The organism is Haloarcula salina (assembly GCF_049603855.1).
In the GTDB taxonomy this organism is placed as follows: domain Archaea; phylum Halobacteriota; class Halobacteria; order Halobacteriales; family Haloarculaceae; genus Haloarcula; species Haloarcula salina_A.
The window spans coordinates 3,143,788-3,165,229 of sequence record NZ_CP187146.1; the positions used below are offsets into that span (position 1 = coordinate 3,143,788).

30 protein-coding genes are annotated in these 21,442 nt (G+C 68.6%); 12 read left to right on the top strand and 18 right to left on the bottom strand.

Features of this window, described 5'->3' with window-relative positions:
• The 3 genes from ACOZ4I_RS16025 to ACOZ4I_RS16035 form a co-directional block, all read right to left on the bottom strand.
• Positions 1–702, bottom strand: a complete 702-nt coding sequence (locus ACOZ4I_RS16025; protein WP_424001308.1) for a CehA/McbA family metallohydrolase — start codon at positions 700–702, stop codon at positions 1–3.
• On the bottom strand, positions 699–1,397 hold the full coding sequence (locus tag ACOZ4I_RS16030; protein ID WP_424001310.1) for a CDP-alcohol phosphatidyltransferase family protein: 699 nt from the start codon (positions 1,395–1,397) through the stop codon (positions 699–701). Before ACOZ4I_RS16030 ends, ACOZ4I_RS16025 begins: the two co-directional genes overlap by 4 nt.
• Positions 1,398–1,509: 112 nt before the next feature.
• Positions 1,510–2,076 (bottom strand): GNAT family N-acetyltransferase, encoded by a 567-nt coding sequence (locus ACOZ4I_RS16035; protein WP_424001312.1) that lies wholly within the window; start codon positions 2,074–2,076, stop codon positions 1,510–1,512.
• A gap of 207 nt (positions 2,077–2,283) precedes the next feature.
• Here ACOZ4I_RS16035 and ACOZ4I_RS16040 point away from each other — a divergent pair, with 207 nt between their 5' ends.
• Positions 2,284–2,919: a DsbA family oxidoreductase gene (locus tag ACOZ4I_RS16040; protein WP_424001314.1), complete on the top strand. Its 636-nt coding sequence runs from the start codon at positions 2,284–2,286 to the stop codon at positions 2,917–2,919.
• A 56-nt stretch (positions 2,920–2,975) separates the two neighbouring features.
• On the opposite strand, the gene ddh is transcribed toward ACOZ4I_RS16040, so the two are convergent.
• Both ddh and ACOZ4I_RS16050 read right to left on the bottom strand, forming a co-directional pair.
• A complete protein-coding gene (gene ddh, locus ACOZ4I_RS16045) occupies positions 2,976–3,902 on the bottom strand; it encodes a D-2-hydroxyacid dehydrogenase (protein ID WP_424001316.1) in 927 nt (308 codons plus the stop codon).
• A 205-nt stretch (positions 3,903–4,107) separates the two neighbouring features.
• Positions 4,108–4,296: a hypothetical protein gene (locus ACOZ4I_RS16050; protein ID WP_424001318.1), complete on the bottom strand. Its 189-nt coding sequence runs from the start codon at positions 4,294–4,296 to the stop codon at positions 4,108–4,110.
• Positions 4,297–4,527: 231 nt separating this feature from the next.
• On the opposite strand from ACOZ4I_RS16050, the gene ACOZ4I_RS16055 reads away from it, so the two are divergent.
• Both ACOZ4I_RS16055 and ACOZ4I_RS16060 read left to right on the top strand, forming a co-directional pair.
• Entirely contained in the window at positions 4,528–5,625 is a 1,098-nt protein-coding gene (locus tag ACOZ4I_RS16055) for a sulfite exporter TauE/SafE family protein (RefSeq protein WP_424001320.1), read from the top strand.
• 2 nt (positions 5,626–5,627) lie between these two features.
• Complete coding sequence (locus tag ACOZ4I_RS16060) at positions 5,628–6,065, top strand: universal stress protein (RefSeq protein WP_424001323.1); 438 nt, start codon at positions 5,628–5,630, stop codon at positions 6,063–6,065.
• A 24-nt stretch (positions 6,066–6,089) separates the two neighbouring features.
• Here ACOZ4I_RS16060 and ACOZ4I_RS16065 read toward each other — a convergent pair whose 3' ends face one another.
• The 3 genes from ACOZ4I_RS16065 to ACOZ4I_RS16075 all read right to left on the bottom strand — a co-directional run bounded on the left by ACOZ4I_RS16065 (position 6,090) and on the right by ACOZ4I_RS16075 (position 7,876).
• Positions 6,090–6,608, bottom strand: a complete 519-nt coding sequence (locus ACOZ4I_RS16065) for an HPP family protein (RefSeq protein WP_424001325.1) — start codon at positions 6,606–6,608, stop codon at positions 6,090–6,092.
• Between the two features lie 79 nt (positions 6,609–6,687).
• Positions 6,688–7,455: a hypothetical protein gene (locus ACOZ4I_RS16070; RefSeq protein WP_424001327.1), complete on the bottom strand. Its 768-nt coding sequence runs from the start codon at positions 7,453–7,455 to the stop codon at positions 6,688–6,690.
• A gap of 85 nt (positions 7,456–7,540) precedes the next feature.
• Positions 7,541–7,876 (bottom strand): thioredoxin family protein, encoded by a 336-nt coding sequence (locus ACOZ4I_RS16075; protein WP_424001328.1) that lies wholly within the window; start codon positions 7,874–7,876, stop codon positions 7,541–7,543.
• 147 nt (positions 7,877–8,023) lie between these two features.
• Here ACOZ4I_RS16075 and mutS point away from each other — a divergent pair, with 147 nt between their 5' ends.
• The gene (gene mutS / locus ACOZ4I_RS16080; RefSeq protein ID WP_424001330.1) at positions 8,024–10,804 is read left to right on the top strand and encodes a DNA mismatch repair protein MutS; all 2,781 of its coding nucleotides are present in this window, start codon (positions 8,024–8,026) and stop codon (positions 10,802–10,804) included.
• Between the two features lie 5 nt (positions 10,805–10,809).
• Here the strand turns inward: mutS and ACOZ4I_RS16085 are convergent, their stop codons facing one another.
• On the bottom strand, positions 10,810–11,532 hold the full coding sequence (locus ACOZ4I_RS16085; protein WP_424001332.1) for a bacterio-opsin activator domain-containing protein: 723 nt from the start codon (positions 11,530–11,532) through the stop codon (positions 10,810–10,812).
• 121 nt (positions 11,533–11,653) lie between these two features.
• Between ACOZ4I_RS16085 and ACOZ4I_RS16090 the strand changes: the two genes are divergently transcribed.
• The gene (locus ACOZ4I_RS16090) at positions 11,654–11,902 is read left to right on the top strand and encodes a HalOD1 output domain-containing protein (RefSeq protein ID WP_424001334.1); all 249 of its coding nucleotides are present in this window, start codon (positions 11,654–11,656) and stop codon (positions 11,900–11,902) included.
• Between the two features lie 50 nt (positions 11,903–11,952).
• On the opposite strand, the gene nucS is transcribed toward ACOZ4I_RS16090, so the two are convergent.
• Together nucS and ACOZ4I_RS16100 are read right to left on the bottom strand one after the other, a co-directional pair.
• Positions 11,953–12,672, bottom strand: a complete 720-nt coding sequence (gene nucS / locus ACOZ4I_RS16095) for an endonuclease NucS (protein WP_424001336.1) — start codon at positions 12,670–12,672, stop codon at positions 11,953–11,955.
• A 9-nt stretch (positions 12,673–12,681) separates the two neighbouring features.
• Complete coding sequence (locus ACOZ4I_RS16100) at positions 12,682–13,116, bottom strand: DUF6735 family protein (protein ID WP_424001338.1); 435 nt, start codon at positions 13,114–13,116, stop codon at positions 12,682–12,684.
• Between the two features lie 189 nt (positions 13,117–13,305).
• Between ACOZ4I_RS16100 and ACOZ4I_RS16105 the strand changes: the two genes are divergently transcribed.
• The 6 genes from ACOZ4I_RS16105 (at position 13,306) to ACOZ4I_RS16130 (ending at position 16,955) form a co-directional block, all read left to right on the top strand.
• The gene (locus ACOZ4I_RS16105) at positions 13,306–13,593 is read left to right on the top strand and encodes a DUF7577 domain-containing protein (RefSeq protein ID WP_424001340.1); all 288 of its coding nucleotides are present in this window, start codon (positions 13,306–13,308) and stop codon (positions 13,591–13,593) included.
• A gap of 103 nt (positions 13,594–13,696) precedes the next feature.
• The gene (locus tag ACOZ4I_RS16110) at positions 13,697–14,680 is read left to right on the top strand and encodes a Gfo/Idh/MocA family protein (protein WP_424001342.1); all 984 of its coding nucleotides are present in this window, start codon (positions 13,697–13,699) and stop codon (positions 14,678–14,680) included.
• A 131-nt stretch (positions 14,681–14,811) separates the two neighbouring features.
• Positions 14,812–15,606 carry an aldo/keto reductase gene (locus ACOZ4I_RS16115; RefSeq protein WP_424004823.1) on the top strand — a complete coding sequence of 265 codons (795 nt, stop codon included), beginning with the start codon at positions 14,812–14,814 and terminating at the stop codon, positions 15,604–15,606.
• A 6-nt stretch (positions 15,607–15,612) separates the two neighbouring features.
• Positions 15,613–15,798 (top strand): hypothetical protein, encoded by a 186-nt coding sequence (locus ACOZ4I_RS16120; RefSeq protein ID WP_424001344.1) that lies wholly within the window; start codon positions 15,613–15,615, stop codon positions 15,796–15,798.
• A 74-nt stretch (positions 15,799–15,872) separates the two neighbouring features.
• Positions 15,873–16,010, top strand: a complete 138-nt coding sequence (locus ACOZ4I_RS16125) for a hypothetical protein (RefSeq protein WP_424001346.1) — start codon at positions 15,873–15,875, stop codon at positions 16,008–16,010.
• 228 nt (positions 16,011–16,238) lie between these two features.
• On the top strand, positions 16,239–16,955 hold the full coding sequence (locus tag ACOZ4I_RS16130) for a type 1 glutamine amidotransferase (RefSeq protein WP_424001348.1): 717 nt from the start codon (positions 16,239–16,241) through the stop codon (positions 16,953–16,955).
• Between the two features lie 51 nt (positions 16,956–17,006).
• On the opposite strand, the gene ACOZ4I_RS16135 is transcribed toward ACOZ4I_RS16130, so the two are convergent.
• The 3 genes from ACOZ4I_RS16135 to ACOZ4I_RS16145 all read right to left on the bottom strand — a co-directional run bounded on the left by ACOZ4I_RS16135 (position 17,007) and on the right by ACOZ4I_RS16145 (position 18,539).
• Positions 17,007–17,474 (bottom strand): cupin domain-containing protein, encoded by a 468-nt coding sequence (locus tag ACOZ4I_RS16135; RefSeq protein WP_424001350.1) that lies wholly within the window; start codon positions 17,472–17,474, stop codon positions 17,007–17,009.
• A 69-nt stretch (positions 17,475–17,543) separates the two neighbouring features.
• A complete protein-coding gene (locus tag ACOZ4I_RS16140; RefSeq protein ID WP_174242959.1) occupies positions 17,544–17,708 on the bottom strand; it encodes a DUF6757 family protein in 165 nt (54 codons plus the stop codon).
• Positions 17,709–17,762: 54 nt separating this feature from the next.
• Entirely contained in the window at positions 17,763–18,539 is a 777-nt protein-coding gene (locus ACOZ4I_RS16145; protein WP_424001352.1) for a PHP domain-containing protein, read from the bottom strand.
• A 146-nt stretch (positions 18,540–18,685) separates the two neighbouring features.
• On the opposite strand from ACOZ4I_RS16145, the gene ACOZ4I_RS16150 reads away from it, so the two are divergent.
• Complete coding sequence (locus tag ACOZ4I_RS16150; RefSeq protein ID WP_424001354.1) at positions 18,686–18,973, top strand: DUF5789 family protein; 288 nt, start codon at positions 18,686–18,688, stop codon at positions 18,971–18,973.
• A 228-nt stretch (positions 18,974–19,201) separates the two neighbouring features.
• Here the strand turns inward: ACOZ4I_RS16150 and ACOZ4I_RS16155 are convergent, their stop codons facing one another.
• From ACOZ4I_RS16155 to ACOZ4I_RS16170, 4 genes are all read right to left on the bottom strand, one after another.
• Positions 19,202–19,612, bottom strand: coding sequence for a hypothetical protein (locus ACOZ4I_RS16155; RefSeq protein ID WP_424001356.1), 411 nt, complete (start codon positions 19,610–19,612; stop codon positions 19,202–19,204).
• Complete coding sequence (locus tag ACOZ4I_RS16160; RefSeq protein WP_424001358.1) at positions 19,609–20,295, bottom strand: RAD55 family ATPase; 687 nt, start codon at positions 20,293–20,295, stop codon at positions 19,609–19,611. The genes ACOZ4I_RS16155 and ACOZ4I_RS16160 overlap by 4 nt, the downstream gene beginning before the upstream one ends.
• A 73-nt stretch (positions 20,296–20,368) precedes the next feature.
• Complete coding sequence (locus ACOZ4I_RS16165) at positions 20,369–21,076, bottom strand: hypothetical protein (RefSeq protein WP_424001360.1); 708 nt, start codon at positions 21,074–21,076, stop codon at positions 20,369–20,371.
• Positions 21,077–21,123: 47 nt separating this feature from the next.
• Positions 21,124–21,372: a DUF7577 domain-containing protein gene (locus ACOZ4I_RS16170; protein ID WP_424001362.1), complete on the bottom strand. Its 249-nt coding sequence runs from the start codon at positions 21,370–21,372 to the stop codon at positions 21,124–21,126.
• Between the last annotated feature and the right edge of the window lie 70 nt (positions 21,373–21,442).

Genomic DNA, 21,442 nt, shown 5'->3' on the forward strand with positions numbered 1-21,442 from the left:
TCAGAGCAGCGCCAGCGTCTTCCGCGTGGCGTTTTCGACGACTTTCGTGAGGTAGCGCGAGCGCGACGGGCGGCGGTGGACGGCGGCCGTCCGGCCGGCCCGCATCGCCGCGAGCAGCGCGTCGGTCGTCAGCGGGGTATCGGGCGGGAGGTCGACCGCCGTCGCCGCGCGGCCGATGCCATCGACTCGATGCGCGTCGCTTCCGCCGAAGGCGGGGTAGGACTCCGCGGCCGCGAAGCGGGCCGCCTGTCTGTTCCGGATGTTCGTCAGCGTGTGCGCGTTGTACACCTCGACGCCGTCGACGCCCGCGATGGCCGCGCGACCGGCACCGTGGCGCGAGCGCTGGAACGGGTGTGGGACGACGGCGACGCCGCCGCGCGCTCGGACCGCTCGCGCGGTCTCGGCGAGCGGCTGACCCGGCTCCGGAGCGGCGTCGACGCCGATGGCGAGGAGGTGTCCGTCGGCGGTCGACACCTCGCAGCCGACGACGACCAGCAGGTCCTCGGCGAGAGACGCTGCGACGCGTGCGCCCTCGACCGTGTCGTGGTCGGTGACGACGATCGCGTCGAGACCGAGTTCCGCGGCGCGCGAGACGAGTTCGTCCGGGGTCGTGTGTCCGTCGTAGGAGGCGACCGTGTGGAGGTGCGCGTCGACGTGGACCGTCCGGCCGGACGCGTCCCCCGTTGCCGGTCGCCGCGTCATAGGTATCCGAGTTCGAGTGCCAGTACCAGTCCACCCGCCACTGCGGCCGAGAGCCCGGCCAGGACGTGACTGACGTCGGTCTTGTACGCCTTGTAGTCCGATACCATCAGGGGACAGGCGACGCCGACGAGCAGGCCGGCGATCCAGCCGTTCCACACGCCGACGAACGTCAGGAGAACGTAGTTCAGGACGACGAGGAGATTCGTGTGGACGACGGTCGTTCCGTGGTAGTAGCTGCTGCCGCTATCGGAGCCGAACCCCTCGTTGTTGTGGCGAATCAGTCGGAGCCCCCCGAACGCGAGGATGAGAAAGCCGACGACGAGACTCGCGGCGAGCGACGGCGCGAGCGAGACGTGATACAGGAGCGCCGCGGGGAGCAGATACGCGAAGATGTCGATGAACGAGTCGACCTGCCGACCGAACGGCGACGACGTGCCCGTCCGCCGGGCGTACCAGCCGTCGACTTTGTCCAGAAAGAACGCACAGAACATGACCAGAATCCCCCAGTTCGGTTCGCCGCGGAGAAACAGCAGCGCGCTCGCCCACCCGACGAACAGCGCTGCGAGGCTGATGTAGTCGGCCCCCGTCAACCGCCCCACGATGTCCGTCCGCTCTGTCGTGTCGGTGACCCGGCGGTCCGCGAGGTCGACGCGGTCACGGACGCCCTGGATCGCTTCCCGCAGTGGCTCGGTCATCGGCCCACGTGGACGGTCCGGCCAACAGAGTATAAATCTTGCCTGAGAAATATGTACTTAGTACTTATCTATATATCTACGTGCGTCTATACCAACCTCGATAGCCGACCGGTCACACCGACCGCACCGAGCGCCAGGAGAGCGGACCGACAGCCGCGTAGCGCCTGGCCCGGCGAGCACCGAACCCGAGCCCCTCGAACAGCGCCCGCGACGGGCGATTGTCGAGTGCGACCAGGGCCGTGGCGTCCGCCGCGCCGATGTCGGCCGCATGGCGGCAGGCATGGGCGACCAGCGCCGTCGCGACGCCGCGGTTCCGAGACGCGGGATCGACGAACACGCGCCGGAGATAGGCCCCGTCGAACGACAGCGTCCGGTCCAGCGGCGCGATGTCGTGAGACGCGTCGACGGAACAGAACAGGTAGCCGAGCGGCGTATCGCCGTCGAACGCGCCGACGACTGCCTCGCCGTCGCGCAGTTCGCCGACGGGCGGGTCGAGCGACGCGACGCGGGGCGGTGCACAGACTTCGACGGTGAACGCGGTCGGCTCGGGTCGTTCCATCGGGGCGTCGAGCGGCCTGACGTACTCGTACATCCAGGTCGCCGTGACGCCGGCCCGCGCCAGCGCGTCGTAGACGGCGCGGCCGTAGCGGTTGCGCGTCAGCCGCCACACGCCCGTCACCGGAGCCCCACCTCGTTCGTCGCCGCGGGCGAACCGAGAGCCCAGAGTGGGCGGCGCAGCCGACAGCTCGGGCAGTTCGAGGCAGTCACGTCGTTACTCGGTTGGGACCGGCCACCGCGTAATGCGTTGCTATGAGAGCTATATAGACCCTCGTGACCCGCGCGATCAGGGACCGCGCTTAACCGGACGTAGCGCCAACCCGTTCGCATGAGTGAGACACAGACGAGCGAGCGGATCACGGTCTACTCGGACTACGTCTGCCCGTTCTGTTACCTCGGCCGCGAGTCGCTGCGCCAGTATCAGGCAACACGCGAGGAACCCCTGGAAATCGACTGGCAGCCGTTCGACCTGCGTAGCCAGCAGCGCGACGCCGACGGTGAGATCGACCACTCCGTCGACAACGGGAAAGACGAGGAGTACTACGAGCAGGCCAAACAGGGCGTCCGGCGGTTGCAGGAGCGCTACGACGTCGAGATGGAACTGGACCTCTCGCGGGAAATCGACTCACTGTCGGCCCAGATCGTCTCCTACTACGTCAAAGAGCACGACGACTACGAGACGTGGCTGGCATTCGACGAGGCGGTCCTCGAGGCGCTGTGGCAGGACGGCAGGGACATCGGCGACGCGGACGTGCTGGTCGAACTGGCCGAGGACGCGGGCATCGACGGCGACGAGGTCCGGGCCGCGCTCGCCGACGACGCCCTGCGCGCAGAACTCCACGACCGGTTCGCACAGGCTCGCCGGCAGGGCGTGACCGGCGTCCCGACCTTCGCCTACGACGGGCACGCCGCCCGCGGCGCGGTCCCGCCCGAGCAACTGGAGCGACTGGTCGACGGGGCCTGAGCGACGCCGCCGCACGGCCTCGATCCCGCCGTTCGCCGCCAGGAGGCCCCCCAGCGTCAGGCGACCCGGTTCGTCAGCGGGTCGCCGCGGGCCACCCGCTCGACGTTCTCCCTGACGAGAGCCGCCACGTCCTCGTGGTAGCGGTTCGTCGCCGCGGCGACGTGGGGCGTGACGAGGACGGACTCGCGGTCCCAGAGGGAGTGGTCGGACGGGAGTGGCTCCTCCCAGTGCGCGTCGAGCGCCGCGCCCGCGATTTCGTCGGCGTCGAGCGCGTCGAGGAATGCGTCCTCGTCGACCACGGGGCCGCGCGCGACGTTGACGAGGTAGGCGTCCGAGCGCATCTCGGCGAGTAAGGCCCCGTCGACCAGTCCCTCGGTCTCCTCGGTGAGCGGACAGCACAGCACGACGAAGCGGGCGTCCGCGGCGGCGGTGTGCAGGTCGTCGGGCGCGTACACCCGCTCGACGCCGTCGACGGGGTCGGCCGAGCGGCGGACGCCGACGACGTCCATGCCCAGCGCGTCGGCCCGCTCGGCGACGCCGCGGCCGATGGTCCCGAGCCCGACGACGCAGACCCGCTCGCCGGAGAGCGTGAAGGCCGCGTCGTAGGGCTCCTGTCGCCACTCGCGCTCGCGCTGGCGGTCGCGGTAGACGTGGATCCGCCGGGCGAACGCCGTCATGAACCCGACGACGGTCTCGGGGACGGTGTCGCCGTGGATGCCGGTGCTGTTGGTGAGGGCAGTCCCGGCGGCCTCGTAGGCCGCCACGTCGAACGCGTCGTAGCCGGCGCGAACGCCGTGGACCCAGGCGGCGTCGAGAAACGCATCCCGCGGTGAGAACGTGACGACGCAGTCACGGGCGTCGAACGAGGCGTCGTCGCCGACGACCTCGACCGCTCGGTCGAGGCCGCGGAGCGATTCGGCCACCCCTTCGGGCGGGCAGGCCGCCGCGACCGAGTCGTGAACGGCGATTCGAGCGATGTCCATACGCACTGCTGTGCGCGTCGAGCGGATAGTGCTTTCCCGGCGGGTCCATTGCTTCGCTCACTTCGTTCGCTCAGTCATGGACCCGCCGAACATCGCGAACGCTTCGCGTTCGCTCAATCCCGGAGAGCGACGCGTCGCCCGCGACCGGGGAATGGACGTCGCTACTCCCGGGAAGACTGCCGTGGAAACGCCGCGCGGTCGCCGCTCAGTCCCGGCGGCCGATCTGTGCGTCGACGCGCATCTCGACGTACCGGCGCGACCAGCGTTCAGAGAACGCCTGCAGCCGTCGTGTTACCGAGGCGATGAGTCCGTCCGTCGGGGCAGGGTCGACCGCGTCGCTGTCGTCGTAGGAAGACTGCGCGTCCGTCTCGAGAGGCCCTTCTGGAAAACTCATTACGATAGTTGTTAGCACAGGGGATAAAATAAATATTAGGGATTCAACTCCACGCCATCGATATTAAGGATTCCAGTCTGTATCCGATATATTAGGGGTTCCAGCCAGCGGCGGCATCCTCTAGGTGTGGAGCGCCGCGACAGCCTCCGAAACGGTCACGAACGTTCGCGTGAGTCGTTCCAGACGACAAAGGATTTATACCCCAATTTCGAAAACTGGGCTCACGACTCAATGACCACGTCGTCATCGTCCAGCCGCCTCCAGAAGGCGTTTCTCAAGTACCAGCACATCTTCGTGTTCCTCGCACCGCTGTTGTTCGTGGTCGGCGTGTACTTCGCCGCGCCGACCCCGGCCGACGCGGGGTCCGGCTACTGGTTCGAATACTGGTGGCTGTGCCTGGCGTTCGTCACCGGCGCGACCATCGTCAACACGGTTGGAATTAGCGGGTCGGCGCTGTTCGTCCCGTTCCTGATCTTCGTCTTCCCGGTCATCGCCGGGGAGTCGCTCACGCCGGAGACGCTCGTGAAGATCGGACTCATCAGCGAGTCCTTCGGTCTGTCGAGTTCGGCGCTCGCGTTCATCCAGTACGGCCTCGTCGACCGCCGCCTGGCGCTGAGCCTCGTCCTCGGGAGCGTCCCGTTCGTCGTCGCCGGCGCGCTGCTCTCCTTCGTCATTCCGGAGCCGCTGTTTCACGCACTGCTCGGCATCGCGCTCATCGCGGCCTCTGTCCTGCTGTTCAAGGCCGACCTCAGCCACGAAGAGCCCGGTGAAGCGAGCGAGGGCGAGCCGGAAGTGTCGGCCGACGGCGGCCCAGGGGCGGGGATGCCCGACGACGACGACAAGCTCGGTCCGGCCGGCGTCGAGACGGCCGACGACGGCACCGTCACCCGCGTGGACCGCGACGGCAACGACTACGGCTACACGCGCGGTGGCTACCTCGAACGCTTCGCCAACTACAGCGTCGGTGGCGTCTTCCAGGGGCTCGCCGGCTTCGGCGTCGGCGAACTCGGCATCATCTCGATGCTGCGGACGAACGTCCCCGTCAGGGTCGCCATCGGGACGAACCACATCGTCGTCGCGATGACGGCCGTTCTGGCGTCGGTGGTCCACGTCTTCGGCGGGGGGCTGGTCCCCGGCGGGCACACGATGGATCTCGCCTCGACGCCGTGGAACATGGTCGTCTGGACGGTCCCGGCGACGGTCACCGGCGGCCAGATCGCCCCCTACGTCTCGACGGCGCTCGACACGGGCACGATCAAGAAGTTCGTCGGCGGCCTGTTCGCGATCATCGCCGTCGCGCTGTTCCTGATGGCCGCGGGGGTGGCCTGACCGTGTACGACGACATCCTCCTGCCGACCGACGGCAGCGACGGCATGGACGCCGCGGCGACCCACGCCGGCCAACTCGCCTCGAAGTTCGACGCGACCGTCCACGTCCTCTCCGTGGTCGACACGCGCAATCGCTTCGAGAGTCCGTCGAGCGGCCTCTCCGCCGACGCGTGGCTCGACGCCGAGCGCGAGCGCGCCGCGGAGGCCATCGAAGACACCGTCGCGCAGTTGCCCGACGACGTGACGGTCGAGACGGCGACGCGAGAGGGCGTCCCGACGACGGAAATCGTCGGCTTTGCCGAGGACGAATCGGTCGACTTCGTCGTGATGGGCACTCACGGCCGAACCGGCCTGGACCACTACCTCATCGGGAGCGTCGCCGAGACGGTCGTCCGCGAGTCGCCGGTCCCGGTGCTGACCGTCCGGCTGCCCGAGGCGTAGATCACAGCGGCTCTCCGTTCCTTTTCAGCCGTCGACCCAGCCGGCCGGCGGCGTGCCGACGACTCTGTGGACCATCGACAGCACGGCCTGGTGGAACGCGACGAGGACGACGATGCTGAGGACGATGACCGCGACCTCCCCCGGCGTCGACAGCAGGCCGAGCGAGACGATGAGCGTCGTCGCACACGCCGGCGCGTGGACGGTGTCGGTGGCTATCATCCCCCAGCTCGTGGCGACGAGCGAGAGCGTCGCGCTGGCGACGAGGTGGAGGCCGCCCGACGAGAACGCCGCGGGGTCGGCCGTCAGCGAGACGCCGCTCGCGAGGAGCGTGTACGCGGCCAGACCGGCGACGCCGCCGATAAGGTGGCTCGCGACGACGCGCGACGAACGGTTCCAGTCTCCGTCGCGCTCGAAGGCGAGGACGAACGCCGAGGGACCGAGGCTGGGGAAGACGAACGGCTGGCCGCTCGCCCACGCGACAGCCCCGAGGACGACGAATAGCACGCCCGCGTACAGGCTCGTCCCGATCCGATGGCGTCGCATGTGCTCACGGTAGGTGACTGAAGCGACAAGACGGTCACGGTCCGGGGAGCCGGCGTCGCCGACCGACCGAACCGCGTTCTCAGGCCGTCGTGGACGGCGCGTCGACGCCGCTCGGTGACGACGGCGACGCGCCCTCGTCGTCGCGGAGTTGCTGGAACGCGACCGCCATGACCGCGGTCACGTACAGCGACACCGGGACCTGAATGACGACGTTCAGCAACTGGGAGGACGCCGGGGAGAGCGCGAGCCCGCCGACGAAGCCGATGACGCCGCCCACCAGTCCCGCACCGGCGACCACGATGAGTATCAGACCGAACAGCGCCAGGCGCTCGCCCTCGGTGAGCCGGTAGCTCGCCTTGAGCGCGCTGACGAAGTTCCGGTCTTCCTCGACGATGTACGGGGCCATGAAGATGAACACGACGTACGCGAAGATACCGGGGATCAGCAACAGCAGCGAGCCGACGAACACGAGCAAGCTGTAGACGAAGCCGCCGACGGCGAGGTTCACCAGCGCCAGCGGAATGTTGCGGGTGAACGCGCCGGTGGGGAAGCTGTCGCGCGCGCCGGCGATGAACGTCCGGAAGGCGACGATCGAGAGGTACGCCGAGAGGAGGATACCGAGGGTGATCCCGGCCCCCGCAACCGCGAGCGGGAGGTCGAGGACGAGCGGGAGCGCCGTGCGGACCTCCTCGTAGCCCATGTCCGTGAGGACCACGGCGACCATGGTGTTGAACATCGCCTGGAAGCCGAGCATCAGGACGAGGAACGCCCCGAGCAGTATCGCGCCGGTACGACTGAGGAGTCTGTGGGCCGCCTCGCTGAGGGCGGCGCTAATCTGGAGGGCCATCACCGTGGGGATTCGCCGACCGGCGACAAAAGCGTTGTCTCGGGCCGACAGGTCATGCCACGGCAGAATGCGCCGAGCGGCCGGCCTACGACCCGTTCTCGATGAACGCGACCAGGTCCTCTGTCGGGACGAAGCCGTCGGCGCGGCGGGCAACCAGGTCGCCGTCCTCGAACAGCAGGAAGGTGGGGACGCTCCGGACCTCGAAGTCGGCGACGGCGTCGAGGTCGTCTTTGGGATTGAACACCACGACGGTGGCGTCGGTGGCCCGGGCCGCGAGGTCCAGAATCGGCTCCATCGACTGGCAGATGGCACAGCCGGCGGTTCGGATCATCACCAGCACGCGCGCTTCGGCCGCGAGCACGTCGTCGAGGTCGGCCCGCGTCTCGACAGTTCGGGGGCGAGCGTCTGTGGTTTCGGTCATGCGGAAGCTACGCGGCGCACGCCGAAATACTCCGCGGCGAGGGCCAGACGGGCCAGCGATTGCCTCGGTCGATCGTTTCGAGAGTCAACAGCCCGAAACACCACGAGGAGCGGAGCGCCTATGAGGGCCGAGGTGCTGGCCACGGCTATGGACGCTGCGCTTGGCCCGCCAGCGAAGATGGCCGAGCTGGAGGGCGAGCTGACACCGATGATGGCGCAGTATTACGAGCTGTGTCGACAGTACGACGAGGCGCTGGTCCTCTTTCAGGTCGGGGACTTCTACGAGGCGTTCTGCGGGGCCGCAGAGCGCGTCGCCCGACTGTGTGAGATTACGCTGACCAAGCGCGAGGACTCGACCGGCGAGTACCCGATGGCGGGCATCCCCATCGACAACGCCGAGTCGTACGTCGAGACGCTGCTGGACGCGGGCTACCGGGTCGCCATCGCCGACCAGGTCGAGGACCCCGACGAGGTCAGCGGCGTCGTCGAGCGGGCGGTGACGCGCATCGTCACGCCGGGGACGCTCACCGAGAGCGAACTGCTCGGTGGGGCGGACAACAACTACGTCGCCGCACTCGCCGCCGGCGAGCGCTACGGGCTGGCGCTGCTGGACGTGTCGACCGGCGACTGCTACGCCACGAGCGTCGCCTCCGAGACCGCCGTCGCGGACGAACTCAGCCGGTTCGCCCCAGCCGAGGCCATCGTCGGCCCCGGCGTCGACGTGGACCGCGACGCCGTCTTCGGGCCGGCCTGTCTGGTGACGCGCTACGAGGAATCGGCCTTCGACCGCGAGCGGGCCGACGAGCGCGTCGAACGGTACTTCGGGCCGCCCGAGCGCCTGCTCGCCGGCGACGCGGAAGTCCGGGCCTGCGGCGCGCTGCTGGCCTACGCCGAGTACACGCGCGGCAGCGCGGGGGCGGTCGGCCCCGACGGCGAGCCGGTCGACCCCGACGTGGACCCCGCGGGGACGCTCGACTACCTCAATCACCTCACGCGCTACGACCCGCGGGAGTACATGCTGCTCGACGCGGTGGCCGTCGAGAGCCTCGAACTGTTCGAGCGCCGGTCGGTGCGGGGCCACGAGAACCGCACGCTCGTCGACACCGTCGACGAGACGGCCTGTGCGCTGGGGCGGCGGAAGCTGACCGACTGGCTCCGCCGCCCGCTGCTCGACGCCGACCGCATCGAGGCGCGACACGGCGCGGTCGCGGAACTCCAGCGTGACCCCGCGCGCCGAGAAGAGCTATCTGCCCTGCTGTCGGAGGTGTACGACCTCGAACGGCTCGTCTCGCGCGTCTCGCGGGGCCGGGCGAACGCGCGGGACCTCCGGTCGCTGGCGTCGACGCTCGCCGTGGTGCCGGAGGTCCGGGACGCGCTGGCCGACGCCGACGCGCGCCTGCTCGCGGACCTGCACGCGACGCTCGACCCGCTCACGGAAGTTCGCGAGGAGATCGAGGCCGCGATTCGGCCGGATCCGCCACAGGAGGTGACCGAGGGCGGCGTCATCCGCGAGGGGTACGACGCGGAACTCGACGACCTCCGGTCGACGGAGCAGTCGGGCAAGGCATGGATCGACGACCTGGAGGCGAGCGAGCGCGAGCGGACCGGCATCGACTCGCTGAAGGTCGGCCACACCGCCGTCCACGGGTACTACATCGAGGTGACCAACGCGAATCTCGACGCCGTGCCCGACGACTACCAGCGCCGCCAGACGCTGAAGAACAGCGAGCGCTACTACACGCCCGAACTCAAGGAGCGAGAGGAGGAGATCCTGCGCGCCGAGAGCGAGGCCGACGACCTGGAGTACGACCTGTTCTGTGCGGTCCGGGACGAGGTGGCCGAGGAGGCCGAGCGCGTGCAGGCGCTCGCGGACCGCCTCGCCCGCCTCGACGTGCTGGTCTCGTTCGCCGCCGTCGCGGCGCAGTACGACTACTGCCGGCCGACCGTCGGGAGCGACGGCATCGACGTCACCGCCGGCCGCCACCCCGTCGTCGAGCGGACCCAGGACGCCTTCGTGCCGAACGACACGCACCTCGGGAGCGGACCGGTTGCGGAGGGAGAGCAAGACCCCTTCTTCGCCGTCGTCACCGGCCCGAACATGAGCGGGAAGTCGACGTACATGCGCCAGGTCGCCCTCCTGTGCCTGCTCGCACAGGCCGGGAGCTTCGTCCCCGCGGCGGCGGCCGACCTCCCGATACTGGACCGGGTGTTCACCCGCGTTGGAGCCAGCGACGACATCGCCGGCGGCCGCTCGACGTTCATGATCGAGATGACCGAACTGGCGACGATTCTCGACGAAGCGACGGCCGACTCGCTCGTCCTGCTCGACGAGGTGGGCCGCGGCACGTCGACGGCCGACGGACTGGCCATCGCCCGCGCCGTGACCGAGTATCTCCACGACGAGGTCGGCGCGTACACGCTGTTCGCGACCCACCACCACGACCTGACCGCCGTCGCCGCCGACCTGCCCGGCGCGACGAACCGCCACTTCGAAACCAGCCGCGAGGACGGCGACGTGGCGTTCGACCACGAACTCGTACCCGGCCCGGCGGCGGCCTCCTACGGCGTCGAGGTCGCCGACATGGCGGGCGTGCCCGAGGCCGTCGTCGAGCGGTCGCGGGCGCTCCTGACCGACGCCGAGACGGAAGGACCGACCGGGGCGGAGGACGCTCACGGAGCAGAGGCGGACTCGGCTGATGCGCCCGGCGAGACGGACAGGGCGGCCGAATCGACCGATTCCGCGGGGAGTGCGACGGCGCCAGTCGCAGCGACGAACGGCCAGTCAGCCGAGACGGTCCGAGCGAACGGGGCCGGCGGCGAGGTTCCCGAGTCGGTCCGCGAGCACCTCGCCGAACTGGACGTGGCGACGATGACGCCCATCGAGGCGATGAACGCGCTCGCGGACCTACAGGACCGGGTCGACGACTGAGTCGGTCAGCGGCCGGCCCCGTCCTCGCCGAGCGAGTCCTCGTGCGGGCAGGTGAACAGCGCCGCGACGAGTTTCCGTTCGGCCGCCCGCAGGTGCTTGTGGAGCGTCGGCTCCGAGACGTCGAGCGACTCCGCGAGGTCCGCGGCCGTCGCCTCGCGCGGCCAGTGGTAGTAGCCCGCCTCGTGGGCGGCGTCGAGCACCTCCTGCTGTCGGTCGGTCAGCGACTCGGTGAGGGCGGCGTAGTTCTGGAACCCGAACAGCGGCACGACCGAGTCGCACTGCCGTTTCGCCCTGAGGTCGGCGCTGGGGTGGTCGTCCAGAAAGGACTCGATGACAGCCGCGGTCTCCGTCTGTCGCGGCACGTCTGCCACGATGGTTCCCCGGCCGTCGACGCTCCGGGCGGCCTGTGGCACCGCGTCGGCGTCGGCGAGCGAGACAATCGGACAGTGGTCCTGGACGTCTACCTCGACCAGTCCGCCGTCGTCGGTCCGGCCCAGCACTCGCGCCGCTCGGCGGTCGTCGGCCTCGACCAGGTCCGTGAGTCGGTCGGGCCGCGCGCCGTCGATAGAGAAGAACTCCGCGTACACGCCGTCCGTTTGCGGGAGGCACTTCTCCAGCAGCACGGAACAGGACTCGCGCTCGGAGAGCGTCACGAAGGGGTACTCCCCGGACGAGAGGTCGAACTCGACGCGGGTCACCGTCCGCTCGCCACCGTTCTGTGAGGGCATACCACACAGTACGTCTCAATCGCAGAAAATAGCCTAGCATGAGTCACGAAAAATTATTAAATACACTAGCCACAGAGGTCATCGGAATCGTCCGAGAAGGGAACACGAGGGACCGCAAACAGTGTCCAACAGTACCCGATCCGTCACGGAGACGCACGCGGGCGACCAGTCAGTCGTCACTGCGGTCGTCCAGGCGGTAGCGGCCGCGGAGGGGCGGCCCACCGGGTCGCTCCCGCCGCTGGCACACAGCATCAACCCGGACGCGCTGACGGCGTGTATCGTCGATTCGAACACCGACGGGTACGTCGCGTTCGACTACTGCGGCCACCGCGTGGTCGTTCACACCGACAGGACCGTCACGGTGGACTGACGGCTGTCAGCCGGTGGACCGCGGACGAACGGCACTCGTGGGGCGGTGAGTCAGGGCGGTTCGACGGCGACGAACTCCAGTCCTTTCCGGGCGAGCAACTGGCGCGCCCGGTCGGTCACCGACGGCGCGACGAGGACGCCGCGGACCTCGCTGTCGGCGTGTAAGTCGCGTTCGAGCGCCTCGACGTAGCGGCCCAGTTGGCCGACCGCGTCCGGACCGACACGTCGGCGCTTGAGTTCGACGACGACCGTCCGCCCCTCGCTGTCCTCGCCGTAGACGTCGACCGCGCCGGCGGCCGTCTCGCGCTCGGTCGCCAGCGGCGTGAACCCCTCCTCGACGAGCGCCGGGGTTTCGAGGATGCGCTCTTTCAGGTCGGCCTCGGTCCCGGTGAGCGCGAGGTCCGCGGAGTCGCTCACGTCGAAGGCCGCGGCGTGGGCGACCGTCTCGAAGACCACCTCGAGCGATTCCTCGGGCGTCGACCGCGTGGAACGGACGACGAGCGAGTCGTCGTCGACGACGACGCTGTGCTCACAGCCCGGCGGCTGCCAGTTCACCGGCTGTTGACCTTCGTCAGTGTGGACCAGCGCGGCTCCGTCGGGCTTGAGCATCACGTGCCGGTCGCCCGGACCTAGCGAACTGACCGCTCGGCCCTCGTACTCGACCGTGCAGGTGCCAAAGAGCGTCACCAGCGCGCCCCGCTCGGCGTTGCGCGACGCGAGGTCGGCGGCGGCGGCGGGATCAGGGTACGTCAGCGTCTCGACCGCGGTCACGTGTGGCGGTTAGCGACCCCCGCGTAAAAAGGACGCGTCGTCGGGCAGGTGGACGGCCGCCGCCCGCGTCCGAAGCCCCGCGAGCAGGTCGGTGCGGACGCGGTCAGGAGTCCGTCCAGCGTCGACGGCGCGGGCGGCCGCGTCCCGGCGGTCGACCCACCAGTCCCGGAGCGCCGCGAGGTCGTCGCTTCGGGCGAGCGCGATGTCGTCGGGGTCCGAGAGTGCGGGGTCGAGCCAGCAGACCGCGTAGGTCAGCACCCTCTCGTCGCGGACCACCAGCCGCTCGTACGTCGCGTCGAGCGGTTCGAGGACCGCCGCGGCTGTCCAGCCCTCTCCCAGCGGGCGGGACTGCGCGACCGGGTCGGCGTCGACCCCCCAGTGGGCGTATCGGCAGTCGTAGCGACCGTCGGCGCGGGCGACGGCGACGAGCGTACGGCGGCCCATCAGGGCCCTCCGAGTACGTGCACTGACATGGCGGGTCTGGCCGCGTGCTCCTATTTCAACACTGGGCCGACCACTCGATCGGACCGAGTCGGCTCCCAATCCCGTCAGAGCGAGTCTGAAACCGCCGGTATATCTGAGTCATGCTAACTCAGCACAACCCTCAAGTAGCACGTCACCGTACGTACATATATGATGGTGAGCGAGTGGCTCTACGGCGCGATCGCGCTCCTCGTCGGCCTCCACGTCCTGACCATGCTGTACGCCTACCGCCACCGCGGCGACCCGGCCGGGACCAGCGCCAGCAGCGACGGGGAGACGCGCCGGGGGACGGCCACCGACGACGACACCGAAGCCATCAGTTGCCCGCACTGCGGCGCGACGAACGAGCGGGACTACCAGTTCTGCCGGCAGTGCGTCGCCGACCTGTCCAGCGGCTCCCCACAGAGCCGACCGACCGACCGGAGCCAGCCGTACTGACCACCGAAACCGCCGCCAGTGGCCGCGAAGATCCACGTTCTCGTCAGCCGTTCGACCGTTCTCGACGATACGGTTTTATCCCGGGCGCGAGCGGATAAACCGTATGCGCTTCGGAGTTATCTCGACGGCCAAGATCGGACGCGAAGACGTGATTCCCGGTATCCAGAAGTCAGACCACACGGTGGCGGCGATCAGTTCGCGCGACGCCGACCGCGCGCGCCAGGTCGCAGACGACCTCGGCATCGAGTCCGCCTACGGCGACTACGAGACGATGTTCGCCGAGGCGGACATCGACGCCGTCTACAACCCCCTCCCCAACGGCCTCCACGCCGAGTGGAGCAAGACGGCGGCCGACCACGGGCTCCACGTCCTCTGTGAGAAGCCGCTGACGGTCGACACCGCCGAAGCGGCGGACCTCTTCGAGTACTGCGCCGACCAGGGCGTCGAAGTGATGGAGGCGTTCATGTACCAGTTCCACCCGCGCACGGAGCGCGCGCGGGAAATCGTCAACGAGGAACTGGGCGAGATCCACACCGTCGACGCCTCGTTCAAGTTCCCGCTCGACAACCCCGAGAACATCCGGCTGGACCCCGATCTCGCCGGCGGGAGCCTGATGGACGTGGGCTGTTACGCCGTCAGCGCGGCGCGGGGCTTCCTCGGCGAGCCGGACCGCGCGTTCGCGCACACACGAGACTCCTGGGACTCGGGCGTCGACACGAACCTCGCGGGCGTGCTGTCCTACGACGACGGGCGGGTCGCGTCGGTTTCCTGTGGCTTCGACGGCCCGGACCGGGACTACTACCGCGTCGAGACCGACGACGGCTGGCTCGAAGCGCCGAACTGCTTCGGTCCGGAACACGACCAGTCGGTGTCGCTGACCTACAGCGTGGACGGCCGGGAAGTCACCGAGACGTTCGACCCCGTCGACCACTACGAACTGCAGGTCCAGGCGTTCGCCGACGCCGTCGAGAGCGGAGCGAGTCCGCCGCTCGGCCGCGAGGAGACGCTTGGCAACATGCGCGCCATCGACGCGCTGGCCCGGAGCGCCGAGCGCGGCGAGCCGGTCGACGTGGCCGGCTCGGAGTAACCGGACGCAAGCGCCGGGGCGCGATTCCGACCGGCCCGACGAGCGCGGCGCGAAACGGTTTTTGCGGCGGCGAGTGAGGCACGAATGTGACACCCCCAACAGTGACACTGCCGAGCGGTGACGAACTGCCGATGGCCGGCGTCGGGACGTGGGACATCGCGGGCGACACCGTCAAATCCTCCGTCCGGGCCGGCCTCGACGCCGGCTACGGCCACGTGGACACGGCCGAGGGCTACAAGAACGAAGACGAGATCGGCGAGGCGCTCGCCGACTACGACCGCGAGGACGTGTTCCTCACCTCGAAGGTACTGCCGAAACACCTCGACTACGAGTCCGTCATCGAGTCCTGTGAGGCCTCGCTGTCGCGTCTCGGGACCGACTACCTCGACCTCTATCTCGTCCACTGGCCCAACCCCGCGGTCTCCATCCGGGAGACGATGGACGCGATGGCCACGCTCCACGACCAGGGCAAGATCCGCAACGTCGGCGTCTCGAACTTCAGCGCGTACCAGCTCGGGGCCGCCCAGCACGTCGCCGACGTGCCCATCGCGGTCAACCAGATCGAGTACCACCCCTGGAACACCCAGGACCAGGTGGTCGAGTACTGCCGCGACACCGACACCGTCGTCGAGGCGGCCGCGCCGCTCGCGCGAACCGAGGTCTTCGGCGACGAGACGGTCCAGGACGTCGCCGAGAAATACGACCGGTCGCCGGCCCAGGTCGTCCTCAAGTGGGCCGTCGAGAACGGCGTCGTCGTCCTGCCGAAGTCCTCCTCGCCCGAGCACGTCCGCCAGAACCTCGACCTGTTCGACTGGGACATGGACGACGCCGACCGCGAGCGCATCGACGCCATCGAGCGCGAGAAGGCGGTCTACGACACCGGCGTCTACGACTGGACCGGCGACACCTACGGTATCTCGCAGTAGCCCGGCATGGTGTCGCCGCCCGCACTGGATCGTCGGGACGCCGCGGCCGCGGCCGCCGTCGTCGCGCTGCTTGCGGTCGCGTACGTCGCCGTCCCCGACCCGACGGTCCAGTACGGGACGTGGCTCGTGATCTTCTGTGTCTGGATGGCGTGGTTCGTCTCGTACGGTGCACGATGGTTATACGGCCCCTAACGGCCGTCTTCGAAGTCTTTACTCGATTCCGTGTCAGCAGAGATTTATTTACCCGCGGCCGGTATACTCACTCGATGCCCCGTATCGAAGTCTCGGAAAACCTGTACCGGCAGCTCGAGAGCGAAACGGCCGACGGCGAGATCAACGACACGCTGTGGAAGATGGTCGGCTCCTACCGCCGCACCAACAACCCCGAATCGGACCGACGATAGACCGGTATCGACAGTAGTCGGCGAGCGGGCGAGGCGTTGTTCTACGGATTCGCGTGGTGAGAGCGGTGCGGCCGTCGTTCGGCGGCAGCGAGTCGAGAGCGGCGCGTCGTGATCGGAAACGGTCGAGACCAGTCGACGGGCACCAGCGCCACGCCCGGCGTCACAGCGGCCGGCAGGTACTGCCGGCGAGACGCACGTTTTTAGGTGTCGAGTGTTTGGGCACAGGTAATGAGTCCGCGAATCGCCCTGTTGAACGCCGCCCACGACGGCGAGGACAACCGCCGGAACTTCCGGCGGGAACTCGACGCCGACCTCGTGGAGTACGACGTGACCGAGCGCGAACTGCCCGAGACCTTCGCGTTCGACGGCTGTCTGGTCACGGGGTCGCGGGCCTCGGTCTACTGGGACGAGCCGTGGATTCGCGACCTCGAATCCTGGGTTGGCGACGCCGCCGACCGCGGACTCCCGTTCCTGGGCGTCTGTTTCGGACACCAGCTGCTGGCCCACGCGCTGGGCGGGACCGTCGAGCCGATGGACGAGTACGAGATCGGCTACCGGACCGTCGAACACGACGGCGAGAGCGACCTGCTGACGGGGGTCAGCGAGTCGTTCACGGTCTTCACGACCCACTCGGACCGGGTCGCCGAACTGCCGCCGGGCGCGACGCAGTTCGCCGCGAACGACTACGGCGTCCACGGCTTCCGCAAGGGGAACGTCTTCTCCGTGCAGTTCCACCCCGAGTACGACCCCGAGACGGCCGAGACGGTGACGAAGGGCAAGGACGACCAGCTCTCCGAGGAGCGCATCGAGGCGGTGCTCGACGGCATCACCGAGGAGAACTACCGCGCCGCCTGCGAGGCCAAGCAGCTGTTCGACAACTTCACCGAGTTCGTCCGCCGGCAAGCCGAGGACAGCGGGACCGCCTCGGCCGCGGCCGACGACTGAGACGGTCGGCGCCGCTGACCCGCCGCGAGAAGTCCGTTCGACGCGTCGCGTTCAGGTGAACCGCCCAGTCTCTGCGCCACACTCCGTACAGCGCGTCAGCAGCGCCTCGCGGTCGTCCGCCATCTCGACGCGGTTGTGCGTGCGCCCGCCACAGGCCTCACAGCGACGGAGCATCTCGGTGTCACTCATCTCTCTCGGGACGCCGATTGCGAGCGCGACGACGCGCTCGTCGCCGTCGTTGCGCCCTAGCTGCCACTCGCCCGGCGCGAACCGGATCGCCTCACCGGCCTCGACGCGCACGTCGCCGTCCTCCGTCTCGAAGGTCGCCGTGCCGGCCTGAACGACGAACACCTCCGCCTGGTTCGGGTGGCGGTGGTAGCCGAACCCGAAGCGTTCGCCGGGCTCGAGTTCGTAGTGGTTCAGCGCGACACCGTCTGCGTCGAGCGGGCCGGTCAGCGCGCGCTTGACCGACGCCGGCCCCATGCGCGACTCGACGGCGTCGATGGTAACTTTCTCCATAGCGGACACGTACGCCGCCGGCGTTGTTAATCGTTGGTCGGGATCAGTCGCGCGTCGGAAAAGGAGAGGTCACTCTCGCCGATCGATGTCGAGTTCCTCTTCGAGGTCGTCGAGCCAGTCGGCGTCTTCGAGTTCCGCCATCTGCTCGCGGAAGTGGGTCTTACACACTCCGACTTTGACGCCGTCGCTCTCGACGGCGACGTCGGCCTCACGGTCGCAGTAGTGACACTGCATATCTGAACTGAGGGGCCGCGTGACATTGAACCCTCGGGTTCCGTCTGCCAGTCGTCAGACGTCGAGGGCTCGCTGGACCCGCGCCCAGGCGTCCGCGTCGAGGCCGGTGTCGCCGACGGTCTCGCCGTGGGCGTCGCTCCCGCCTGTCGGGACGAGGTCGTACCGCTCGATGGCGTCGTCGAGCAGTCCGGTGTCGACCGTGTGGCCGTAGGGATACCACCGTTCGACGGCGCCGAGGGCGTCACAGCGGGCGAGCGCGGCCTCGGTGTCGGGGTAGCGAAACGGGTGTGCGAGGCCGACGAGCCCGCAGGCGTCGGCGAGGACGCCCGCCCCGCGTTCGAAGGTGGGGACCTCCCTGGGGACGTAACAGGGACAGTCCGCACCGATGAGGTCGTCGAAGGCCTCCTGGTAGCCGTACTCTGACACCTCGGCGATGGCGCGGGCGATGTGGGGTCGGCCGAGGCCGTCGCGTGGTTCGACCGGCAGCGACACGCCGAGACGGTCCTCGACGTTGTCGATGATGCGCGCGCCGCGCTCGCGACGGTTCCGCTGGATGCGCTCGCAGACGTCCCGGAGTTCGTCGGTGGGGTCCACGCCGTAGCCGAGCAGGTCGAGGCGCTGGTCGCCGGCGTCCACTCGAAGCTCGACGCCGTGGACGACGGTCACGCCGTCCCGGCGGCTGACCGGGCCGTCAAGCCCCGGCTGGAGACGGTCGTGGTCGGTGAGGGCAACGGCCTCGACGCCTGCCCGCTTCGCGGCGTCGGGCAGGGTATCGAGCGTCAGCGTCCCGTCCGACCGCGTGGTGTGTACGTGGAGATCAGCGACGACCATACCGTGACCTGACCGCCCAGACAGAAGGCGTTTCGGCCGCGCCCACGTCACGTGTCCACATGCACCCCTCGTTCCTTATACGCACTAGGGTTCATTATAATCATAAATAGTTAGGGTTTATTATCGACCGTTACATTCCCACTCATATGCGAATGCTGACCGACGCAACCGACGCGTTCCAATCGTACGACTACCCGGTCTCGGCCGACGAGATCATCGACCAGGACGGCGACATCGAACTGGAGCTCCCGAACGGCACCGAGAGCCTGGGCGAGGCGCTCAGCCGCTCGGCCCCGGAGACCTTCGAGAGCGCCGAAGACGCCGAGTTCGCGGCGTTCTCGGGCGTTTCGAGCAAGGCAATCGGCCGCAAGGGCTACTCCGACCGCGACCCCATCTGCATGGGCGAAGACGGGCCGGAAGAAGTCTCGTTCTGAGACACCGGCCACGACGTGTCGAGAGCGTGCCCTGCCACGCGCTCTCGACGGCCTCCGTGGGTTCCAACGGCGGTTCGACTGCCGGCCTCGCGCCGTCACAGTCATCCTCGGTCGCGCCTCCGCGCGGCCCCAGCTCTGGACGGGTCACACCGTCTCCATTCGTTTTTCCACACCACTGAGCGACGCAGCCGTCGCTCTCGCGCGGTCACACCTCGACCCCCGTCGCGATTATCGCTCTAAAAAGTCCGGCCGGTCGACGGCCTCGGTGCTGTCGACGGACTGCCGATCGAGCAGTTCGGACTTCTCGAGGGCCGACGGCAGGCCGTCGCGGCCGCCCGTCGGCACGTCGTCCTCGTCGATGTAGACCGTCTCGCCGGTGACCAGGTCGTTCCAGAGGGCCTCACGGTCGGCGCTGGTCGTCTCCGCCGCCCGCTTGGCCTCGTTTCTCCCCTCGTCGTAGGCGAGTTCGACCATGCTCTTGTGGTACGCGGAGTTCATCTCGGCGTAGATAGCCTCCAGTTCCTCGCGGTTGAACTCCCCGAGGCGCTCGGCGACGCCGATGGCGTAGGCCCGGTCGGTCGCCTCGTCTTTGTCGAGGTCGTCCCACCCGGTGTCGAACTCGCGCTCGTAGAGACTCATGTCTCCACTTTGCGGTCGGCGTGGACCTGCAATCCGCTGTCCGAGAAGGAGATTTCGCGGATGTCACAGTCGATGGCGGTGCCCCGCATCTTGATGACCTGGACGCCGCGGGTCATGGTTCCGCCCTCCAGGAAGTTGTGGAAGAAGACGACGCCGTGGGCCAGGTAGTGCTCGTCGCTGTACGACGACGGGTCGGTCATCTCGGAGATGAGCAGGGTCGTCGCGTCGGTCTGTTTCAGCGCGGAGAGAAAGCCCGTGATCTCGTCGTCGACGTTGTTCATGAAGTGCTGGAGGAGCATCGTCGAGTCGATGACCACCCGCTGGATGTCGTTCTGGCGGATGTACGCCACGAGCCGATTCGTCAGGCCGCCCTCGCTGCCGAACTGCGTGATGGTGCGTTTACCGCTCTCGGTGACGAGGTTCAGAAACTGGATGGCGTCGGACTGCATCGCCCGGTCGAACCCGAAGTCGTAGCCCGCCATGTCCTGCATGAGTTCGGACTTCGTCTCGTGCATCGTCACGTAGAGGCAGGTCTCGCCCTCCTTGACGCCCTGCGTGATGAACTGCGAGCAGAAGGTCGTCTTGCCGCTGCCGGGCGGCCCGCTGATGACGTAGAGGCGGTTCGGGAGAAGTCCTCCCTCGATGAGATCGTCGAAGCCGGGAACCCCGCTAGAGAGACGCATATCAGCCACCTGTGTCCGTCTGGACATATGCTTTCACCTTCTGTTTTCAGCGGTGATAACTCATTCGGCCCGCTCACGCCTCGACGGCGTCCGGTTCAGCGTCGGCGAGATCGAGGAGTCGCCGTGTCCCGGTCTCGTCGAACCCCATCGGTCGCCGCCACCACGGACCCTTCCCCGAATCCGAGGACAGGTCGGTGACGAGCGCGTTGGCGTCCGTGCCCCCGCTCGGTTCCGACAGCGGGACGACCGTGTCGTACAGCCGCGAGTCCTCGTCGCTTCCGAGCACGAGAACGCGCGCGTCGAAGGGGTCGCGCTTGACGTGGGCGTTCGAGGCGAACCGCGCCCGTTCGGCGTCGGGAAGCGACCGATACTCCTCGCCGGTCACCGGGTCGCGAGCGAGGCGGAAGTGACCGACGACGTACGCGCCCCACTCCGGTGGGGCCCAGGCCGGCGCGTCGCCGGCGGTCGTGAGCGTCGCGTAGAAGAAGAGGTAGTCGCCGGCCGAGAGCGCAGAGAGCGGGCCGGCCTTCACGCCGTGGTCGTCGCCGTACGTGTAGCGCTCGCCGCCGGCCTCCGGGAACTCCGGATCGAAGTGGACGGGGCGGTCCGCCACCGCCGACACGTCGGTCGCGAGGTCGAGGTCGCCGTACGTCGGGACGGGGGCGCTCGTGGGTTTCGACTCGGGAATCGGAATGTACTCGAAGGTGCCGTCGGGGAACAGCGGGCCACGAAAGCCCGGTTCGTTGGTGTTGGCGCCGACGTTGATGGCGATGCCGCGCATGGCCGAGAGTAGATTCCCGCGGAGAAAGGGCTGGCGACGCGCCGCCGTTACCGCAGGTCGGCGACGCAGGACCGACAGTACCGGACCGACGAATGTGCGTCGTTGACGGTCCCGCACTCCCCGCAGGGAATCCCGGAGCGTGCCGGCGACGGGCCTCCGTAGCCCGACCGGGCGTTCGATGTGCCCTGCGGGGTCGGGTCCGGCGCGGGGGACCGTCCCCTGAAGTACCGGTACAGCCCCACCTGGAGCGCGGCGAGGACGACGAGGTAGACGGCGAGCCAGATCCACACGTCCATGGCCCACCCTTTCCGAACCAGGTACTTCCCTGTACTGGGCGGAGAATCAGGACTGATACTGCAGTCGCGG

Coding starts and splice junctions, on each gene's coding strand:
- ACOZ4I_RS16025 (WP_424001308.1), bottom strand. CDS start 702: ATGACGCGGCGACCGGCAACGGGGGACGCGTCCGGCCGGACGGTCCAC.
- ACOZ4I_RS16030 (WP_424001310.1), bottom strand. CDS start 1,397: ATGACCGAGCCACTGCGGGAAGCGATCCAGGGCGTCCGTGACCGCGTC.
- ACOZ4I_RS16040 (WP_424001314.1), top strand. CDS start 2,284: ATGAGTGAGACACAGACGAGCGAGCGGATCACGGTCTACTCGGACTAC.
- ddh (WP_424001316.1), bottom strand. CDS start 3,902: ATGGACATCGCTCGAATCGCCGTTCACGACTCGGTCGCGGCGGCCTGC.
- ACOZ4I_RS16050 (WP_424001318.1), bottom strand. CDS start 4,296: ATGAGTTTTCCAGAAGGGCCTCTCGAGACGGACGCGCAGTCTTCCTAC.
- ACOZ4I_RS16055 (WP_424001320.1), top strand. CDS start 4,528: ATGACCACGTCGTCATCGTCCAGCCGCCTCCAGAAGGCGTTTCTCAAG.
- ACOZ4I_RS16065 (WP_424001325.1), bottom strand. CDS start 6,608: ATGCGACGCCATCGGATCGGGACGAGCCTGTACGCGGGCGTGCTATTC.
- ACOZ4I_RS16070 (WP_424001327.1), bottom strand. CDS start 7,455: ATGGCCCTCCAGATTAGCGCCGCCCTCAGCGAGGCGGCCCACAGACTC.
- ACOZ4I_RS16075 (WP_424001328.1), bottom strand. CDS start 7,876: ATGACCGAAACCACAGACGCTCGCCCCCGAACTGTCGAGACGCGGGCC.
- mutS (WP_424001330.1), top strand. CDS start 8,024: ATGGACGCTGCGCTTGGCCCGCCAGCGAAGATGGCCGAGCTGGAGGGC.
- ACOZ4I_RS16085 (WP_424001332.1), bottom strand. CDS start 11,532: ATGCCCTCACAGAACGGTGGCGAGCGGACGGTGACCCGCGTCGAGTTC.
- ACOZ4I_RS16100 (WP_424001338.1), bottom strand. CDS start 13,116: ATGGGCCGCCGTACGCTCGTCGCCGTCGCCCGCGCCGACGGTCGCTAC.
- ACOZ4I_RS16105 (WP_424001340.1), top strand. CDS start 13,306: ATGATGGTGAGCGAGTGGCTCTACGGCGCGATCGCGCTCCTCGTCGGC.
- ACOZ4I_RS16110 (WP_424001342.1), top strand. CDS start 13,697: ATGCGCTTCGGAGTTATCTCGACGGCCAAGATCGGACGCGAAGACGTG.
- ACOZ4I_RS16115 (WP_424004823.1), top strand. CDS start 14,812: ATGGCCGGCGTCGGGACGTGGGACATCGCGGGCGACACCGTCAAATCC.
- ACOZ4I_RS16120 (WP_424001344.1), top strand. CDS start 15,613: ATGGTGTCGCCGCCCGCACTGGATCGTCGGGACGCCGCGGCCGCGGCC.
- ACOZ4I_RS16125 (WP_424001346.1), top strand. CDS start 15,873: ATGCCCCGTATCGAAGTCTCGGAAAACCTGTACCGGCAGCTCGAGAGC.
- ACOZ4I_RS16130 (WP_424001348.1), top strand. CDS start 16,239: ATGAGTCCGCGAATCGCCCTGTTGAACGCCGCCCACGACGGCGAGGAC.
- ACOZ4I_RS16135 (WP_424001350.1), bottom strand. CDS start 17,474: ATGGAGAAAGTTACCATCGACGCCGTCGAGTCGCGCATGGGGCCGGCG.
- ACOZ4I_RS16140 (WP_174242959.1), bottom strand. CDS start 17,708: ATGCAGTGTCACTACTGCGACCGTGAGGCCGACGTCGCCGTCGAGAGC.
- ACOZ4I_RS16145 (WP_424001352.1), bottom strand. CDS start 18,539: ATGGTCGTCGCTGATCTCCACGTACACACCACGCGGTCGGACGGGACG.
- ACOZ4I_RS16150 (WP_424001354.1), top strand. CDS start 18,686: ATGCGAATGCTGACCGACGCAACCGACGCGTTCCAATCGTACGACTAC.
- ACOZ4I_RS16155 (WP_424001356.1), bottom strand. CDS start 19,612: ATGAGTCTCTACGAGCGCGAGTTCGACACCGGGTGGGACGACCTCGAC.
- ACOZ4I_RS16160 (WP_424001358.1), bottom strand. CDS start 20,295: ATGCGTCTCTCTAGCGGGGTTCCCGGCTTCGACGATCTCATCGAGGGA.
- ACOZ4I_RS16165 (WP_424001360.1), bottom strand. CDS start 21,076: ATGCGCGGCATCGCCATCAACGTCGGCGCCAACACCAACGAACCGGGC.
- ACOZ4I_RS16170 (WP_424001362.1), bottom strand. CDS start 21,372: ATGGACGTGTGGATCTGGCTCGCCGTCTACCTCGTCGTCCTCGCCGCG.